The sequence below is a fragment of the Herbaspirillum sp. WKF16 genome (assembly GCF_028993615.1).
Lineage (GTDB): Bacteria > Pseudomonadota > Gammaproteobacteria > Burkholderiales > Burkholderiaceae_D > Herbaspirillum.
Map to the genome: position 1 here is coordinate 4,444,878 of NZ_CP118632.1, position 18,456 is coordinate 4,463,333.

Sequence of the window (18,456 nt, forward strand, 5' to 3'; positions counted from 1 at the left end):
AAATTGGCTCAGATTGATAGAAATGCAGCATTGGTTGTCGCTCGAATTAGTCCCGAAGAACACATTTCAGGATATCTAGCGGTTCAAGGCTTACGACGGAATACGTTTGAGAGGTTACTCATGCCGAAGAGTGTGTCTAACGAAACGAATAAACCAGCATGGGTATTTCCCACAGGAATTCAGTCGATTGCCAATGAATACGCAGATGTCCTACCGGATGCAGAGGCCCTGCTCATGAAGCACACACTGTTCCCATACTTTTCACCATTCCTAGATGAAGTGGATACCGATGTACTTCGTCGCCATCATCTTGACGAGGCACAGCGAGGGATCGCCTCCACGACTGGTAGCCATATGTTCAGAGGGAAGATGGCGGTTTGTATCGACTGCATCGGTGAAGACCTTTCCCATGAATCTGGACCGGGTTACGCGACTTGGAAGCGACTTCATCACATACCTCGAATGTTGATGTGTCCGCAGCACGGGCAGCCATTAATGACTTTTTGCGAATCTTGCCAGGACGGCCATCGCAGACTCAAATCGCACTGGCTTCCAAGCACGTCATGTCTGTGTGGCGGAAGTCTAAAGGTCATAGCCAACGTTGCAGCCAATGACGAGGCCTCAGAAATGGTTCTAGCTGGAATGGCGGAGGCGGCATTGCTTGGAAAAATACCCGAGCATCTTTCTCCAACCCAGATTTCCGATCTCACACATGCTGCACTCAGCAGTTTTTCTTCCTCAGAGGAAATCATTGTTGCGCGTCTAGAGGATGCCCTGTTGAGCGCCTTTGGCCCCTCGGTACTGGAAAGCCTTCACATCCGAAAAACCACAATGAAGCGTTTGGCCGGAGTTCCGCGATTCCGGAACCTTGGCCCTGTGAGAACACCTATTCACGTTATGGCGGTTGTCCATGCGGTGTTTGGAGGATTTGAGCAAATTATGAATATGGCAAAGAGCACTAGCTCCTATTCAAAGTCTATCGCCCAATTATCTACCCCTGAATCAAAGGGGATAAATTCCTCATCCAAATGGCAATTGCAAAAGCTCACATACGCAGAACGTCTGAATTCTCTTTCCAAAAGAAAGAGACAAGCTATCACCATGCAACACCGCTCATGGATAAAACAAAAAAAACGTGAGAACCCTAGTTTCAAGAGAACAGACATTCCCCTTTTTGAAGGAGGATACGCCGTTCAATTGCATATGAGCGCAATAGACAGTGCTTGGTTTGAAAGCACCCTCCCGCCTCAGATGCTGTCAGCGCGCCAAAGGAAAAACGAGAGTGCAATCCAACTACGAATAAGCCATCTGGAAACCTATATCAAAAATCGGTACGAGCTGGCTATATCCACGAAACCCTTTTCCCGAATCTCTGAGCGATATCTACTGAATGGATTTCCGTCGGAGTCAAGTAAGTCAATGGCACACAAGTCAGTGGCCATCGTTTCGCTTCTGAACACGCTTAAGGACACCAATGAGACTTTCCGAATGAGAGTTACACCTCTTATTTGCTCACACGTGCGAACGGTTTCTCCTGGCCATCATTTTGGTGTTGAAGAATCATTTACAAAGCTCAATACACATCGAAATTTTGTAAAGCGTCTGTGGAAAGCAAAACAATGGTTAAACACTCAAAACCTCTAATGGACCGTTTCAGCCAACTTCCATTTTCTCGCGGAGAGGCGCACAGGATTCAGCTTGCACGCGTGCAAAATCAGACGCCGCTTCCGTCACCTTTACGCTGGGATTTCAATGGCAGCCCTTTCCACGACTTGGAAATTGAATTGCCAATGTATGACCCTCGTGGATATCCCAGCGTTATCAACACAAAAGAGTTTAAAACTTGGAATAAGGCCACGGAGAGCATATTCGGCATACCTGGAAACGGCCCAAGCTTGAAAAGTGGTGGGCTCTACGTTCCATGCCAATCATGGCTTGAACACAAATTTCTTCGGTTCGCGAATATGGAGCCAAGCATCGTAGAAATTCGTGGCCAGTATCCAGTATGGGACCGATCAACGTATGCAAGAAACAAGGAACTCAATATAAACATGTTGGGCACCGCCATCAAGGCCATTGATTTTTGCGTCACCGTGAAGCCCCGAACGAGCGGCCCTCTTCAATACGTTGGTGTGTCCTGCAAATATGAAAATGAATTGGAAACTTCAAAGGTAATTCGGCGACATGAGGACGAAGACCGCTTGTTTGATATCCCAGGCTCTCAACACATCATCATCACGGAGCAATCAATTACACAGCTACAGGACGAAAACAACCTGATGCTCCATTCATACATGCAAAAAACCGAGACTATTGAGCCGATTTACGTAGCGCATGCCCGTGAACTTGCACGGCGTTTGCACGACTCCACTGCAAGCGGACCGCTCGAGAGGGTCTTAGGTATCACTTGTACCAAAATGGAGTTAGATCGGGAATCCACCGGATACATGTTATTTGCTCTGGCTCATTACCTAGGTTTCCTCCGTTGGAATCACCACCACAGATTGGACCCGAAACTATCAATGATGCTTGAGCCGCCAGCTTCATCGACATACGGCAGTATCCGCCGTAAGGAGAAATGATGGAATTTATCCCTGATCAAAAATTCAAACTTCCACTCAATCGCACATCTCTATGGTCATTGAAAACGGCTGCGAACGAGCCTACCAAATACTATCGAGTTCTTGTCGAAGACAGAAATTGGGTACACGTTATCGAAGTCGGTGAAAGTATCGATGGCGAATACAAAATCCATCCCGCCCCTACGAGCGCGAAACTACATAAACCACTTCCTGCAGTTGATGTCTTGCGTTGGGGACGCGCAGGCAAGCTCTTGCCAAGAGATGCAGAGAATTGGGGTATTCCAAATGAAATGAAACACCCCAAACAGATGGATGCTAAGGATAGTTATAAATTCCGACTGAAGAACCTTTTGGTGCGAAAGCTAAAGCAGAAGTTTGGCGATGGATTGGTTACAAGCATAAAGATATTCAGCGGAGCAGTTACTTGGGCCATGTCTAAGGTACCGCTGAGCAGGCCTACGATTCGGTCAGCTATCTTCGCCGACCAGTTTTATGGCGGGCATCCAAATGCACAGATCGACCAAGACTGGTTGAAGGGCGGGAAAGGAATTGCACGCCGTGGCAAGCGAAAGAATGATGGCACCCTCGTGATGTCCGGTCGTCGAAGTGATGCCGAGAAAATTAATCCAAAGACAGCCGCACCAAGAAAGCTTGTGTCCAAGAGGTTTTTAACACTTCTCCGAAAGGAGGTGGTGAAGCGACTTGAAGACGATGAGGAGTCTGCTGCTGTCATTTACAGGGACTTCGTCTCTACCCGGGTAGGCATCAACGGCAAGACGGATGCCGATAAATATCCTGTTCATCCAAAGCATCTACCCAATGAGGATTACGGGCTTGAGTTGACGCGAGGCATTCTTAGAGAAGAGAAGAAGCTTCGAAACCGCGGCCTAGAATATGAGCCGCTCCATACGCGTGCGCCAAGTGGGGGGAGTGCTCGGGATATCGTGTACCGCGAACTATCTGTATACGACATCGATGGAACATTGGCTGACAATTTCCTACTTTACGAAGGAAAAAAGATATCAATCGATGGAAAGGGTCGCCCGACGGTATTACTCGCCGTTGACCGGACCAGTGCCGCCATCGTTGGCTGGTACGTGACATTCGGATTTGAAGATGGCGATGCCTATCTCTCATGTGTTTTTAGCGCATACACGCCGAAAGACAAGGAACTTACGCGCTGGGGTGTTCCAGACCTTCCCGGTATGGTCTTTGGCTGTGCTAGTGCGATATTCATAGATCGAGGGCCTGGTGTATCGAAGGCGGTGCAAAAGGCCATTGTCGAGCGATTGAAAGCATGCTCTCTAATCGCGGCACCTAGGAATGCCAAGGGAAAAGGCCATGCCGAACAGGCAATGCGCTGGTTCCAAAAAGCACTCGTCAAAATCCCCGGCTCGATCCACGGCACCGGTAACGCTGAGAAAGATAGAAAGAGGCGGGCCAACATTAAATCTGGGGATGCCGTCACCTTGGAAGAATTCATGGCCGGCCTACTCACCGCTATCAGCGATAGAAATCTCCGGCCTGTTTCCAGAAGAAGACTGAGCTTGAAAATGCTAATGAAGGGAGTGAAGCCAACGCCCTATCACATTTATGAATTCAATAAAGCTAACCGCAAGGGCGATTTCAGTTGGGATTGGCCGGAAGAAACCATTTATAGGAAACTCTGCACGGCCTACCCTAGAACCGTTCAATCGAATGGGTTAGTCACAGTGAAGAGAATTTCATATGAAAATGACATTTTGAAGCAAGATGCCGAAGAATATGCGCAAGCCCATCGTGGCCGGGGAATGAAGATCGTGGTTCACACAATCCCAAATGCACCATTCGAACTTTGGTGGGAGCGGGAGAAAGGAAACCCGATTAGCCTGTATGCCATTGAGCACGAAAAAGTAGACTATGACGACCGTGCGGACTTCTTGAACGACTACCTGAACAAGCTGGAGAGGTCTGCGAATGCGCTATACAAGTATGGTCAAGCCGTGAAATCCTATAACAGGCGTAAAACTGGACGCTTATCTAAGGCAAAGCAAGCTACTGTGGACGAAACCGAACAGCGTTCCACCATTCCAGCGCCGGCTCCAGAGCCACAAGGAGCGGTGGAAGCTCGGAAAGCACGTAAGATGATGAAAGCGGATCAGCAGCGGAGCGACCATGAGGCTCGGAAGGAACAGCTTGGTATTGAACCATCCAAGCCCGAAGCGCCGACCGCTCATGAAGAAGCAATGACAATTGAACGCACAACACTGAATGACAACCAGGTGCTTTACAAGGATTACTAGTCTAATTTTGGCTGATGCCCTCGGCTACATCATCTGATGGGCCTCATAGCTTACGTCGAGTTCGGCGACGCCCAGTAATAGCGGATGACGTCGCCAGGTCATGCTGGAAGCTAGCGCGACGGCAACTTCGCTTTACTCTAGAGGAAATTAGGAAGTGCTGATAGACGCTAACCGACCCAGTGCAGGAACGGAAGGCTTCCCTATGTTAGATTTGATCCACTTAGCTATGGAGGGAAGGCTAAGTTGATACTGCGCTTCTTCATCAAAAATCCAAGAAAGGAATACGCATGAAAGACGGATTCTACAAAGTAGCTTTTCACGCTCTTCAACCAGGCAGTGGCGGCGTAGTTGTTGTACGCGATGGCCAAGTTCAAGGTGCCGACCCGCAATTTCTTTATTCTGGCAGTCTGAGCCAATCCGGAGAAATCCTTAGCGCATCGCTCATTATTGCAGGCTATGTGACCGGAGCCACTTCAGTGTTCGGAACCGGTGGAAATAAATTTCAACTGCAGCTCACTGGAAAAGCATCAGGTGCGGGCTTCCAATTGAGTGGTAACTCGCCGGTACCAGGGCAACCACCAATTCAGATTCACGGAACCTTGATTGCAGCTCTTCCTCTCTGACAACGCCTAAAAAATCGCCACCCTTGAGGTGGTGATTTTTTAGTAAATTTCAGGTGCGATATTTCGATCCTTGCGCGAAAGCGCCAAACGCGGAAGAAAGTTTGCAATGAGGAGGTGATCGGTCGAGTTATCTGCTGAAAAGCACTGAATATTGAGCTGCGGGGATAGAAAAAACCCGCTTGAGTGGCGGGCTTCTTCTCGGTTAAAAAATCAATGCTTGGATTTAGCGAGTTGTGCCGGGAGCTTGCCCTGCTGGACCAGCTTCTGAAGCACAATTGCTGCGTCCACGATAAAAAACTAAAGTCGACAGGAAGCCGCAAACCGCCGCAGAGGTCAGCCAGCAGCCGCCATAGCAATCTCGCTCGAGCGGTATAAGTCGCACAAAGTGCGCCGTGTTACCAATAGGGGAAGATAAATGACAGGAAATGAACCAGGGTATCAAAAGAAAAAATTTACGTGCCCGTTCTGTAGCGCGGTTGCGCAGATGACTTGGACGTATGGGGACTCGCCCAAAGAATTTTCTTCAAACCGCATTGGACAAGCGAAATGTAATGCCTGCGACGAGGTATCCATTTGGCGCTCAGATTTAAACTCGACACGGCAACTCCTCTCTGATCTGGCCAGCAAAAGCGCGATAGTAGAAGTACCAGGCACGATGATATATCCGAGAGAAAGCACTGCCCCACCGGCAAGTATGGACTTACCTGAAGATTGCCGACAAGACTACAGAGAGGCGAGGGAGATTCTTGAGTTGTCTCCTCGGGCAGCCGCAGCGCTACTTCGCCTCATAGTCCAGAAGCTTTGCGTTCATTTCGGAGAGCCTGGAAAGAACATTAATGCTGATATCGCCTCTTTGGTAAAAAAAGGGAGCTTGAATGCACAGATTCAACAAGCACTTGATGTAGTACGGATCGTAGGCAACAGCTCAGTTCATCCAGGAGAAATACAGGTTGAAGACAATGTCGATCTTGTTCGTAAAATGTTTTTCCTAGTGAACTACATTGTTCAGGAGATGATTACCAGTCCGAAGCAGCGAGATGCCCTTTTTGCACTAATGCCGGAAGGTCAAAAAGATGCCATCTTGAAGAGAGATACTCCTAAACCCTAACTATGCAAACATAAAAATAAGTATGTTTATCAAGACTCTGGCGTCACAGACTCTTCACAAAATTAAGCGTCACTTCGGCTCTATGGTAGGGACCTCCGAAGACGAAGAACAACTCAAACTCGAACGATTGATGAACATACTCAGGCAAGGTCTGGACAAAAAAAGTGCCAAGGCAAGTGCATCAGTGGCCAATGCGCATCTTTCGCGCAATGTTTTCATCAAAGAGGTCATACCTAGGATCGATACAGTTTCGCGCCAATTGCAAGGTGAAGCGAATTCTAGGTATTACACCTTCTACTGCGGCAAACAAAGCGAAATAGACACCTCTCATATCACATACAACTTCAGAGCTGTCATCAATTCCAATATTCCAGAATTCGTAAAAACACCAACAGCTTCAGACATAGTGTTCTCGTTGAGTTCAAACGGATCGGTCGTAGTCCTTTTATATCCCCATAGGTCTGAAAAGCGGGATTATGTTCGGGACACGTGCTACGTAGTCGGCCACCATGCGCATGCTTCCGAGTTTTTGCGCAGCAACCGGGACGATTTGCTACGTGGATACTTTGAGCTATTTTTCGAACTCCTGTCGGAGACCGATCCGAGAAACCAAAGTAGTCCAACGACAGCCCGCCTGATAAAGCGACTCGAAAAGAAAACTGAGCGATTCGAGAAGATGTTTCCCTCACGCGCGGAACAGAAATCTGCGATTCTCAACGCTGAAGTCGGCGTCGCTATGGGCTTGGTAGGAGGGCTGATCGCAAGCACCGTATTTCCAATGATTGAAACGTTAGGAAAGGATGCCACCGCACGAATCGTAGATATCCGCAAAGGCTGTGAAACTGCGGCGAACAAAACGCAGTGTATTCAAACGCACATCACCCCTCTTGATAATCTAGCGTCAGAATATATGACCACGGAGGCCGTGATCATTGGGGCATTGCTGTGCACTGCATTTTTCGCGTGGAAATTAAAACGGATTCTGAAACTCTAGCGGCATACATCTACGAAAAGCCCCGGGGGCCAACATCTCTTGGCACCGGGTTCGGTCATTTAATAAAATTCCCCAGCTTCTTCAACATAGGGTCCTGAACTGCTCTCTCGTAGGAATCCCGCAAACTTGCTAGTGTGAATTTCCGTTCGACTTTTATACCCAACACCTCTGCCAGACTATTGAATATGGCAGGATCGTTCATTTCAGCTGCAATCGCATACGGAACAAAAGCCAGAATCGATCCCCTTGGTAGGGATGCCCGGTTAAATCCGTCGCCGTGATGAATAAGAAATGCTGGGACATACGATTTCAATCGCTCGCAATGACTCCCCAACTGAGAAACGGTCGTGACATTCACGGCATCGAATGCCTCAACAAGCTTGAGCAAATTTGATCTGCCTTCTGGCGCTAACCAGTTTACTTTTGCGATTTCATACAACTGTGCCTCCATCTCACCGACTACATCGCTCGTTTTAAATGCTTCGAGGGTGTTGATGGACACATTCATTTCTGGAGTTAGTTTCGGGACATCTTGATGTTTGGCATGGGCATTCACATCGTCTCGCTCCAGCTTATCGCGGATTCGCACGAACTCGTTATCTGCCTGCTCCAGTCCAGCCGCTATAAGACCAAAGCTATGCTTCGTCTCATCTGAGACCTGGGTCCCTTTATAGCCAATATCGTGCTCGATTTCAGCCCACGCATGTTCAAGAATTGTTCTCACCTGAACTTCAAATTGCAGTCCGCGTAGATGAGGAACGCCCTCTTCGATAGAGCCACCTCGAGTAAGGGAAAGTATCAGGTGTAGAGAGGAGTAACCGAACTCCAGTGGATTCATTTTCTTTCGTTTGTCGACCGATTTCGACGGATCATAATCAAAACTTTCCGTCAACAGAGCGGCGACAGCGTCGATTTCGCACGACATATAGGTCGTGATTCGCAGCCCACAGATATCAGTAATATCTGTCAACGTTTCATATCGAGACCACTTCTTCTTTATCTTCCCCGCTAAGCTTTTCCCCGTCTTTACGCGCCCACCGACAAGGTGAACTTTCAGATTATGTTGGCGTAGGATTCGCCTTATTCTCTTCAACGCTACGCGCTTCAACTCAACATAATTGTCTTTTTTCTCTTTGTATTCATCCAATATTGCCATCGCCCCTCCCCATTCTTAAGCCGTCATCGTAACTTATCTACTACGGACCAGGATTTCTCAGATTTCGCTTTACGCCGCGGATGGTTGATAAAAGTCTGATGGTGCATCAACATAGTGGACAGAATCAGAACACACATGGGGGAAATGCCAGATGCAGACCAGCATCTCTATCCGGTATAAAGGGCCAGCCGTTGACGATGGCCTGATGGATGTCTACCAAGCGGCTAGCAATATGATTGCGTTCTCGGAATTCATGGTTACAGCCGTAAAGACCAAGTACGGTGACGAGACCGACGTAAAAGCCGAGGTTTCTGGATTCGAGCACGGCTCGTTCGTCACGAATTTGGTCATGGACATTGCAGGACCTGCGGCGACACTCTTGGCAACCGTTTCCGCTAAGGACGTCTATTCGCTCATCAAAGACGCGATGTCTTTGTGGAAGTTTCTCAAGGGCTCGGAGCCAAAGGCTGTTTCGTACACCAACGAGAATGGCATGCAAGCCAATGTGACCAATAACAATGGGAATGTTATTCAGGTCCAAACCGAAGCACTGAACATTGTTCTCAGCGATAAAGGTTCTGATACTGTCGGCCGATTCATTCGAGAAGCCCTCCAGAAAAAAGGAGTCGACTCAGTGAACATCGAGGGAGGGAACGATGCGTTGGTAGAGGTCAAGAAGGAAGAAGCAGATTTTTTCGTGTCAATCACTCCCGAAGAAAAGCTCTCAGATAACGTGGTAACTATGTCGCTCATACTGCTCTCTCCCAATTTTCAAGAGGGCAATAAATGGAAGTTCAGCGACGGGGACAACAACCACTTCTCTGCCATTTTGGCAGATGAAGACTTTGTTCGGCGGGTGAATGAAGGTGAGCGCTTCGGTAAAGGTGACATGCTGCAGGTTGAGATGCATATCCAGCAGTACAAAGTCGGCCAAAAGATTAATACCAACCGCCGTGTCCTCAAGGTCATTCAACACCACGAGCAGCACACGCAGGTAGGTCTCTTCGATGCTTAGTGGTAGGGCCGGCCACTGACACCGTCCCTTCGTCCCCCATCTCGGATGGCCGGGATGGGGGGCAGATCTCTCGACACCCATTGCGCCGTTTTTCGTCCAGACCTTACCGCCTCGGGGGAGAGCTCATGGCTCCGCCAATCTTGATTTGAGCCGAGCAAAAATCCAGTCCAACTCCGCATCAGTCAGGTCCCAGCCTTTGTTAAGCACCCCTTTGCGCACGCGCGGAAGTAGGCTCTCGGTGGTCGAACCAGTAATGCTTGCCAACTTCTCACGGCAGAATGGCGTGAGTTGCTCCACCAAATCGTGGCAGGCATCAAATCGCTCTATGAGTTCTGTGTCGGTCCAGCCTTCGAGGAATCGTCCTTGGACTAGCCGCACTGAGGCTTTAGGCTGGGCCCCGCCCACCGAGGCAAGGTGCCTGGATCGCGGAAAGTCGGCAGGTACATCCTGGAGGGTGACAGAGCTCATACGCGTGCCCGCCTTTGAGATTGACTGGATTGAAGCTGGGCGGCAAGCCGTCCATCCCTTTCGAAACTTCAATCTACGGCGCGCCTGCGTTCCCCGTCAAAGCGTTTTTCTGTCCGGTTGGCATACTACAAATTGTGGTTATAACGGCCTCCCTGATGAGTTGTGGCCATGCGACAAAGTGGCTATCCAGCAAGCTTTTCGAAGATGACTGCAGACTCCAAGATGAGTACCTTCAAAGAAAAAATCCCACCCTGGCATTGTCACCTGGGCGGGCTACCCTCTTGCGTACCACTTCAGTTCTTAGCGCGCTCTCGGCAATGTCACAGATCATTGGCCAGCAAGAGCAAGCCAAGCAGTGCCGATGGAGCGGCCTTGACATGATCAATTGCTTTCGACAGAACCTCGTCCTGATCACTCTTTTTTAGTTTTAGCCTCCCAGTAGCCAAGGCGGCAGCGAATTCCGACGCTGCAGCACCATATGAGTGGGAATAACGATCAAACACTTTAATCAAGAACTCCTTCATCAATTTACTAAGATGAGGGCTAGCGGAGTAGTCCAACTCAGAGGGAAGGCTGGCCCTGAGGAGACACGCTTGGAGAATACTGTCGTTGAACCGTAGGAAGCATTCCGGCGAAATCACGACTGACTCATAACCTGTCGGTTTCAGTTGGTTGCCGGGTATCTTGCATTCTCTAGCCGCCTGCATCGCAGAGCTCATCGCCAAGAATATCGCCGCCTCAGGAACCTCTTGAATTCGGTCCTTAAAAACGTCATCAAAAAATAGAAATCCTTCCGACAACCTTAGGGCCGAACCGTCGAATTTCGCCAAATATCCATTAGCACCAGCATGAAGTGCGCCAGTAGCCGCCTGGAGAGAATCGGTCACGATTGAAGCAGCGACCGAGACATGCTCTAGCTCTGTAATATCTGCCTTCTCAGCCAGCCTATGCATCGCTCGCCAGGCATCATCCGAACTTTCGGGTCCTGTTGGCAAAACTAAACGAGCTGAAAAACCATATCGCCGATGTGACGTGTTCCTCTCCAAGAACTGCTTAAGTCGGTCCCACGCCTCCTCAGACTGAGGCAGTCCTGTACCGACAAGAAAATGTCTTGGCAATAGCGGATCAACGTATTCACGCAAATCACGGCTAATTTCGCGAAGCTGACCTCCGTCACCAGCGAGTGCAGTAACAACCAGTATGCCCTTGGCCAGTGCAAGCACATCATGATTAATTAAGGCGCTCGAAAGCACGGCAATCGAACCGCCACCTCTAGCTTCAGCCAATAGCACTGAAGCACGATTAGCTAGCGCCAGTGAGCAATCATCATTTGTATGAACAATGAAATCAATCGACGAAGAAACACTCCACCTAATCTCGTCCCTCAGCCATCTGTCAAATACATCCCCATCTTGTATCAGGGGCGGAGTAAGGGATATGACACGCGTCCCACTTGGCTGCTTTGGAACATTGAGGGCAGAAAAACCCGCGACATCAAAGAACTTCAAAGCTGCTTTCAAGTGCTTTGGCGTATGCGGGATGCCCAACGTCACAGCCCGAGGCGGCTTAGCTTTCGATGAAAAATGTTCGCCTACTAGTTCGATCTCTGTCTCCACACCAGTTTCGGTGAGCGTTCTAAATTGACTGTCGATTTTATCGAGGGCTACCAACACGCTGCCGCTGCGACCTTGCGAACTCATGTCAACAAGTGTCACCAACCTCCTCGGATCAAATCGCTGATTCTTGTGCAGTTGACGAGCCATGCCACCGGACGTGGATGCCGAAATTACTACCAAATACGGCTCTGTTGGAGGCGTGATTTTTTTGACATCGTCGTAAGAATGAAAGCTATGAATACGCGCTGAGCTTCCAATGAAGCTCAATGCCTCATGCACATAGTGATAGATACTCATCGTGTCGATAAACACGATGCACAACTCATCTTTAACAGAATTCTCCAGCTGCGCGACGATCAACCTACCAATAAAGCAAAGCTGTGGCTCAGACTTTGCCAGCTCGCGTGCCTGGATGAATAACTTATTGACAGTACCCGATGGGTGTCTAAAAACATGGCCTGCTGGAGCAACCTGGACAACATCGTTGCGCTCGACCAAGCTCTTCAAACCTTGGCTCAAAATCTCGCCTACATTTAGTGTGAAGCGACTGCCTCCTTGAGAAGTTGAGTGAATATGGTGCTCAACCAGCCCAGTAGCTTCCCAAGAATAGAAGTGGAACTCTTTGATGTAGTGAATTTGATTGCGAATCCCGCGCGTTACAAACGTATCTTGCTGCGTTGGAGAATCCCAATGCACCTTCAGAGCACTTATAAGATTCTGGCCTGCGACAAACACCATGCAATCCGGCATGGTGTCATTACTTTTCAGTGCAGTTTCAAGCTCGGAGAAAAACTCGACACTGGAAATCTCTCGCCGGTCATCAAAGAAGATGCACGACACATCAATTCCCAGATTGGTCCGCTGACAAACGCTTTTAGCGTTGTAGAAGAAGGACATGTCCATCAATTGACTCGCAATGGAATGATGATCGTGACTACCGCCCCCGCGGCCTCTGCAAGCTCCTCCTCACTCCAATCATCGAACTCGAACAGTTGGTTCGATTCTCCCAACCCGAAGCAATTAAAAATGGAATGACGACCAGATCGAATCTTAATCAGCCCGCCAATATCCCTAAGAGCGCTGAGTACCCCGGGAATCCCTTGCCCAGCTCCGGTCTGCTGCTTGGTCGTAAAGTTCTTTTGAAGGCACTGAATCAGAATCCTTCGTTCCTCATCCCTCGTCAGCTCTATGGTCGGCTTACCTGCGGCACGACTAGCGAATCCTGGGCCAGAGTCAAAGAAGCTTAATTGCAAACACCGCACCGAACTCATCCCTGGCTCACGCGAAACCAACGACTCCCGAGCCCAAAAATTTCTCAGTTTTTGGTGCCCCTCAAAGTCGGACTTAAACAGTCGCTCCTCCATCACGCCCCAACTAGCAATGAATCCTTCGACATGCGCGATATATTCGTCGTAGCGATGATTACTTGTAGCGTGCTCCTGAGTATTTCTGAAGAGTTCAGAAGAAAAAATACTGATGGCTTGCAAGAAAGATTCCGGCAACAGCTCCTGATCTTGTTGGGCAATCCGTGCAAACAACCTCTTGAATAGCCCCAGCATTCCTGCGGCATCCTTCGATGCGTTCGGAGAACGTAATGAAAAAAGCGGTGCCAGATATTGCAATCTCATCCCGCTAACGCATGTCATATCTATGCATCGCCCTTTGATGATATTTGGCAAATCCTCATCATCAGTCAGCTGCATTTTTTCTCTCGCCTGACGTAAAGCCTCACGCCGTCCGACGATCTGTTCACCAACTTGGACTCCTCCTGCCATTCGAAGCATTGCGATACCGGGAGCATAATCGCAAAGCTTTTCTATGAGCGCATCCATATTGTTCGAAGGATGGAAATGAATGTTTTCCTCTTTTGCCGCTCTCGCCCACGTCACAAATAATTGCAACCGCGCTGCATCGTATAAGGCGCCACTGCGTTTATTCACAGCATCGCGCTGAACTTGAAGTGGTGCGCCACGAGATTCGTCAATTGAGCGCAGGCCTGCCTCAACTTCGGTGAGCGTCTTTAAATCCGATAAAACGATTGGCTCCATAACCATGCATGAACTAGCGGTTAGATGCTGCAGATTCGAGAAGCTCACGGATTTTTGGCTCTGGCTTCCAGTAGTTTGGTCCCTTGAGAAACTTTCCATTCTCGTCGTAAATCGGCTTACCGTCTGCCCCTAGCTTGCTCTCATTGCTGTCCATGATGACATCCAAGACTTGCTCAAGTGGGATTCCGTACTTCAAGGCCTCAGACCGACAGTAGACGATGACATCACCTAGCAGATCAGCAATCGCAACGACGATGTCATCCTTACTTGCACCGTCGTCAGCAAGTTTCACGATGTCGTCGATTTCGTTGACTTCATCCAGTAACGTTGCCTTAAATTTCTTGAGTCGATCCTGGACGTTTTCAGGGACCGTTGGTGAAGAATTCGACGGTAGACCATACATCGAATTCATGAAAGCAATCCGCTCAGCAAAACTTCTCTTCATATACTCTCCGTGTGTGAACGAGCTGTCAGATCATGAGGCCAGTCACGCTTGCCCCTTATCAAATGAGTATATCCCAACTGATTTCAGCGCTAGATAGAAGCCTGAGTGTCAAGCTGGCAGTCAAAATTTTAACAGCCGAGTATGTTACCGTCCTACTATCTGGCTTGCTCTTCCGGGAAACTAGTGACTTCTAAAAAACAACTACAACAACGTCCAACATGTACCTATCCAACCTCAAACTGTGGAATTTCAGAAAATTCGGTAGCGATGCCCAATTTAGCATTGAGTCGCCGAATCTCGATCTAAACTTCAATCCTGGTCTGAATGTGTTGATCGGAGAAAATGATTCCGGGAAGTCAGCGATTATTGACTCTATCCGACACGTACTAAAAACGCACAGCTATGACTGGTTAAGGATTGATGGGGATGATTTTCATATTGGTCAACACAGGCTGAGGATAGAGCTGTCTCTCCGCGGTATCGAACCGGACGAGGGAAAGAACTTCACAGAATTTCTTTCATGGGAGTCGACTGGAAAGGAGGCATCCCCAATGTTGCGCCTCATCCTAGACGTTCAGCGGAACCATACCTCGAACCAGGTACTTCCGTACGAGGTTCGTGCCGGCGCCGATAGCGACGGTAAAGCCCTCAGCCCAGAAGCCAAGGAATACCTGAAGGTTACGTATCTGAAGCCGCTGAGGGACGCCGAAGAAGAACTGATCGCCCGGAAAAATTCGCGGCTATCGCAGATATTGATAGGCCACGAGGCATTTAAAGGCCATGGCTATGACCATCTACTCATCAGCCACCTGAAAGACTTTAACGGCTCCATCGAAAACTATTTCGAGGGAAAGGACACCGCAGGCAACGATATAAAAGACCTGCGGGGAAAAGAGCTAAAAAGCGAGATCGATACTTACATTCGTTCTCTATACGACTCCTCGAAAAGCACCGGTCTCGCGGTGACTGAAAGGTGGCAGCTAAAGAGTTTGCTAGAAAAATTGGAGCTTTCAATCCGAGACGAAATCGGCCCCGGACTTGGAACCCTCAACCGGCTTTTCATGGCGTCCGAACTTCTCCACTTGAATAAGAAGAATTGGGCTGGAATTCGACTTGGATTGGTGGAAGAACTGGAAGCGCACCTGCATCCGCAAGCACAAATGCAAGCCATTGAAACATTCCAGAAGCAAGACGGCGTTCAACTTATCCTGACCACACACAGTCCCAACATAGGATCGAAACTTGAACTAAAAAATCTGATCATTTGCCATGGAGCACATGCCCTCCCCCTTGGAGAAGAGTACACGGAGCTAGACCCCGACGACTACGCCTTCCTCCAACGCTTCCTCGACGTGACGAAAGCAAACCTGTTCTTCGCGAAGGGGCTAATCCTAGTGGAAGGATGGTCAGAAGAACTCATCTTGCCGGAACTCGCGAAGATGGCTGGGCGCAATTTAACTGAAAAAGGGGTTGCGATAATTAACGTCCAGAGTTTGGCATTCACTAGATACGCGAATATTTTCAAGCGCAAGAACGAGCCCCATTTCAAGAAGCCGGTCGCCATAGTCACCGATGTCGATATCCCGCTAGACAAGGAGGATGGAGACGTGCTCGGCGACAAGGCCAATCTTGCGAAGGCTATAAAGGCTAAGGTCGATAATTTTGACGGTCAATGTGTGCGTTCGTTTATCGCGCCGCGTTGGACGCTCGAATACTGTCTCTCGCAATCTGTGGTTTTCAAGGAGAAATTTGCAGAAATAGCCAAAGCCGTCCACAACAGGTCGGACTGGACAGACTTCGACGGGATGCTCTCAAAGAAATTGATAGACGGCACCCTTGCCAAGACTGAGATTGCTAGTAGGTTAGCCCAGGCCATGGCAGACAAGAAAATAGACGGCGCCAAACTCAACGAAGACGAAAACATCAGCTACTTGTTGAAGGCCATCGAATATGCCTGTGGAGATTGAAATAACCGAGGAAGATATTGCCTTCGCCGAGAGCATTCTGCTGGCTCCAGGAGCTTCGTTTGACGAGGAACGGCGAGCATTTATCAAGAACCTTAGTACGCTCGACTTGCAGGCGGTCCCAGGTAGCGGAAAAACGACCGCATTGCTCGCCAAGCTTCTAATTCTGGACCGCTACATGCCTTTCGCGGACGGCTCCGGCATCCTGGTGATATCGCATACAAATGCGGCAATGGATGAGATAAAAAACCGGATCGGTCTTCACTGCACGAAGCTTTTTAGGTATCCCAATTTCGTCGGCACCATTCAGAGTTTCGTCGACGAATTTCTTGCTATCCCTTTCTTCATCAGCAAGTACAAGCATCCCCCTGTACGAATCGACGACGATTTATACGACCAGCAGTTTTCACGCCCACCTTTCTATCTCGATAAATTCAGCAAGCAAGAAAACAAGAACGCACGTTACTTTCTACTGCTGAATCGATATGCAATCCGGTGGTCATTTCTCGACGGCAGCGCCAAGCTAACCAACGGGCTGCGCGGCCCGATGATTGACTTCAAGAAGCCCAAAGGAAAAACCGCCAAGGAAAAATACCAGGACTGGAGCACGACTGAAAAAGGAAGAGTTCAATCTTGGATATCCAACTTTAAAACAAAGATACTGAAAGCTGGCTACCTCAGTTTCGACGATGCGTACTTTCTGGCCGATGCATTCGTTCACAAGCACCCCGGTGTAAAGCAGCTTCTTCAGAAGCGGTTTTCCATGGTGTTCGTCGATGAAATGCAAGACATGAAGCCGCATCAATACGGAATACTTGAGGACGTCTTTTTCAATGGAGGAGCGAGTCAGTCTGCATACCAGCGCATCGGCGATAAAAATCAGTCGATTTATGACGGACGTACTGAAACAGAGCAGTTCTGGATCGACAGAGAGGTTGTCTTACACCTGAACGGTAGCCACCGACTCAGCCGGATGGTAGCCACTTTGGTCAGTCGCTTTGCCGTAAGCTCTATACGAATCGACGGCCGAGCAAAGGGAAAAGACGGCAACGACATTCCCATTAAGCCTCACATGATCGTTTTTCCCGCAGACAAAGTGGAGGCAGTCATTCCAAGGTTCGCGACCTTGGTGAAGTCGTTTGTTGAAGCGGGCTCAATTCCGGATGACCCATGCAACAAGTACAAGGCAGTCGGATGGGTAGCCAAACGAGAGAAGGGTAAGCTGAGGCTGTGTAATTACTTCCCTGGCTATACCAGGGTTGATTCAAAAAGAAGGATGGATCACACGTCTCTCGAAAGTTACTTCGATCACGATAACCGGGACCGCAATATATCGCCAGTTGAGAGGAACATCTGTAATGCACTGCTTAGAATATTGCGCGAGGAGCATATCTTCGACGAAAACGGCAACCCGTTTTCAAAGCGACGCATGTTTGCTTTCCTGATGGAAGCGAGGCCAGATTATCTACAGCTATTTCGGTCCAAGCTATACGATTGGTGCATGAACGTGGTTCGTGGAAAGAAGTCCGAAGCACTCTCGGAGTTCAAAGCACACTTGCCTGAATTTCTCGTCCAGTTCAATGGAGTCATCAACCATAGCGCTCCGTTCATTTCCGCACCGGCGGCCGCTACGACCTCTTCTCAGATAGCCTCATTGGATACTTGCAACATGCTGCAGCATGATGGAGTCACCGTCGAAATTTCGACTATTCACGGCGTAAAAGGAGAGACGCACACGGCAACCCTATACTTGGAAACTTATTACGAGAAAGGCCAAGGGGGCAACTTCGAGTCAGAGCGCCTTGCAGATCAACTAAAGGGAAACACGATCAAAGCTACGGCACACAATCTGGTCAAGCAATCATCCAAGATGGTTTATGTAGGATTCTCCCGGCCGACCCACCTACTCTGCCTTGCAGTGCAAGAAGCGAGGTTCGAAAAAATCAAGAAAGACCTAGACGAGAACGCGTGGGAAATCGTCTGGTGCTGATTTCACGCCAAATTGGTCACAATGAATATTAGCGATACATAGCAGCCAAGTCTTGCCCCCGAATTTCAGGAATCGGACTGCTATCAGATGAGTTGCTGCTGTGCGACAAAGGGCCACCCAGGTGGCCGCCGTCAAAAGAAATTCCCAGCCAAGCGCTGAGCCTGG

The 18,456-nt window shown here is 49.0% G+C and carries 14 protein-coding genes; 9 read left to right on the plus strand and 5 right to left on the minus strand.

All coding sequences use genetic code 11. From position 1 onward, the window contains the following. Positions 1-3: 3 nt before the first annotated feature. From Herbaro_RS20120 to Herbaro_RS20145, 6 genes are all read left to right on the plus strand, one after another. Positions 4-1,644, plus strand: a complete 1,641-nt coding sequence (locus Herbaro_RS20120) for a TniQ family protein (RefSeq protein ID WP_275011373.1) — start codon at positions 4-6, stop codon at positions 1,642-1,644. After that, a complete protein-coding gene (locus Herbaro_RS20125; RefSeq protein WP_275011374.1) occupies positions 1,644-2,582 on the plus strand; it encodes a PDDEXK family nuclease in 939 nt (312 codons plus the stop codon). Before Herbaro_RS20120 ends, Herbaro_RS20125 begins: the two co-directional genes overlap by 1 nt. Continuing rightward, positions 2,582-4,864, plus strand: coding sequence for a TnsB C-terminal domain-containing protein (locus Herbaro_RS20130; RefSeq protein ID WP_275011375.1), 2,283 nt, complete (start codon positions 2,582-2,584; stop codon positions 4,862-4,864). The genes Herbaro_RS20125 and Herbaro_RS20130 overlap by 1 nt, the downstream gene beginning before the upstream one ends. A gap of 287 nt (positions 4,865-5,151) precedes the next feature. Further along, positions 5,152-5,487, plus strand: coding sequence for a GrlR family regulatory protein (locus Herbaro_RS20135; RefSeq protein WP_275011376.1), 336 nt, complete (start codon positions 5,152-5,154; stop codon positions 5,485-5,487). Between the two features lie 415 nt (positions 5,488-5,902). Continuing rightward, positions 5,903-6,595: a DUF4145 domain-containing protein gene (locus Herbaro_RS20140; protein ID WP_275011377.1), complete on the plus strand. Its 693-nt coding sequence runs from the start codon at positions 5,903-5,905 to the stop codon at positions 6,593-6,595. A gap of 22 nt (positions 6,596-6,617) precedes the next feature. Further along, a complete protein-coding gene (locus tag Herbaro_RS20145) occupies positions 6,618-7,589 on the plus strand; it encodes a hypothetical protein (RefSeq protein ID WP_275011378.1) in 972 nt (323 codons plus the stop codon). 55 nt (positions 7,590-7,644) lie between these two features. Here the strand turns inward: Herbaro_RS20145 and Herbaro_RS20150 are convergent, their stop codons facing one another. After that, a complete protein-coding gene (locus tag Herbaro_RS20150) occupies positions 7,645-8,745 on the minus strand; it encodes a GTP pyrophosphokinase (protein WP_275011379.1) in 1,101 nt (366 codons plus the stop codon). Positions 8,746-8,896: 151 nt separating this feature from the next. On the opposite strand from Herbaro_RS20150, the gene Herbaro_RS20155 reads away from it, so the two are divergent. Then, complete coding sequence (locus tag Herbaro_RS20155) at positions 8,897-9,760, plus strand: LAPAL motif-containing putative phage structural protein (RefSeq protein WP_275011380.1); 864 nt, start codon at positions 8,897-8,899, stop codon at positions 9,758-9,760. A 123-nt stretch (positions 9,761-9,883) separates the two neighbouring features. On the opposite strand, the gene Herbaro_RS20160 is transcribed toward Herbaro_RS20155, so the two are convergent. The 4 genes from Herbaro_RS20160 to Herbaro_RS20175 form a co-directional block, all read right to left on the minus strand. Next, on the minus strand, positions 9,884-10,228 hold the full coding sequence (locus tag Herbaro_RS20160; protein WP_275011381.1) for a hypothetical protein: 345 nt from the start codon (positions 10,226-10,228) through the stop codon (positions 9,884-9,886). Between the two features lie 320 nt (positions 10,229-10,548). Continuing rightward, positions 10,549-12,741 carry a hypothetical protein gene (locus Herbaro_RS20165; protein ID WP_275011382.1) on the minus strand — a complete coding sequence of 731 codons (2,193 nt, stop codon included), beginning with the start codon at positions 12,739-12,741 and terminating at the stop codon, positions 10,549-10,551. 5 nt (positions 12,742-12,746) lie between these two features. After that, positions 12,747-13,892 (minus strand): hypothetical protein, encoded by a 1,146-nt coding sequence (locus Herbaro_RS20170; RefSeq protein WP_275011383.1) that lies wholly within the window; start codon positions 13,890-13,892, stop codon positions 12,747-12,749. Positions 13,893-13,905: 13 nt separating this feature from the next. Continuing rightward, the gene (locus tag Herbaro_RS20175) at positions 13,906-14,337 is read right to left on the minus strand and encodes a pyrophosphatase (protein ID WP_275011384.1); all 432 of its coding nucleotides are present in this window, start codon (positions 14,335-14,337) and stop codon (positions 13,906-13,908) included. 218 nt (positions 14,338-14,555) lie between these two features. Between Herbaro_RS20175 and Herbaro_RS20180 the strand changes: the two genes are divergently transcribed. Both Herbaro_RS20180 and Herbaro_RS20185 read left to right on the plus strand, forming a co-directional pair. Then, the gene (locus Herbaro_RS20180) at positions 14,556-16,304 is read left to right on the plus strand and encodes an ATP-dependent nuclease (RefSeq protein WP_275011385.1); all 1,749 of its coding nucleotides are present in this window, start codon (positions 14,556-14,558) and stop codon (positions 16,302-16,304) included. Further along, on the plus strand, positions 16,294-18,291 hold the full coding sequence (locus tag Herbaro_RS20185; RefSeq protein WP_275011386.1) for a UvrD-helicase domain-containing protein: 1,998 nt from the start codon (positions 16,294-16,296) through the stop codon (positions 18,289-18,291). Before Herbaro_RS20180 ends, Herbaro_RS20185 begins: the two co-directional genes overlap by 11 nt. Positions 18,292-18,456 lie beyond the last annotated feature (165 nt).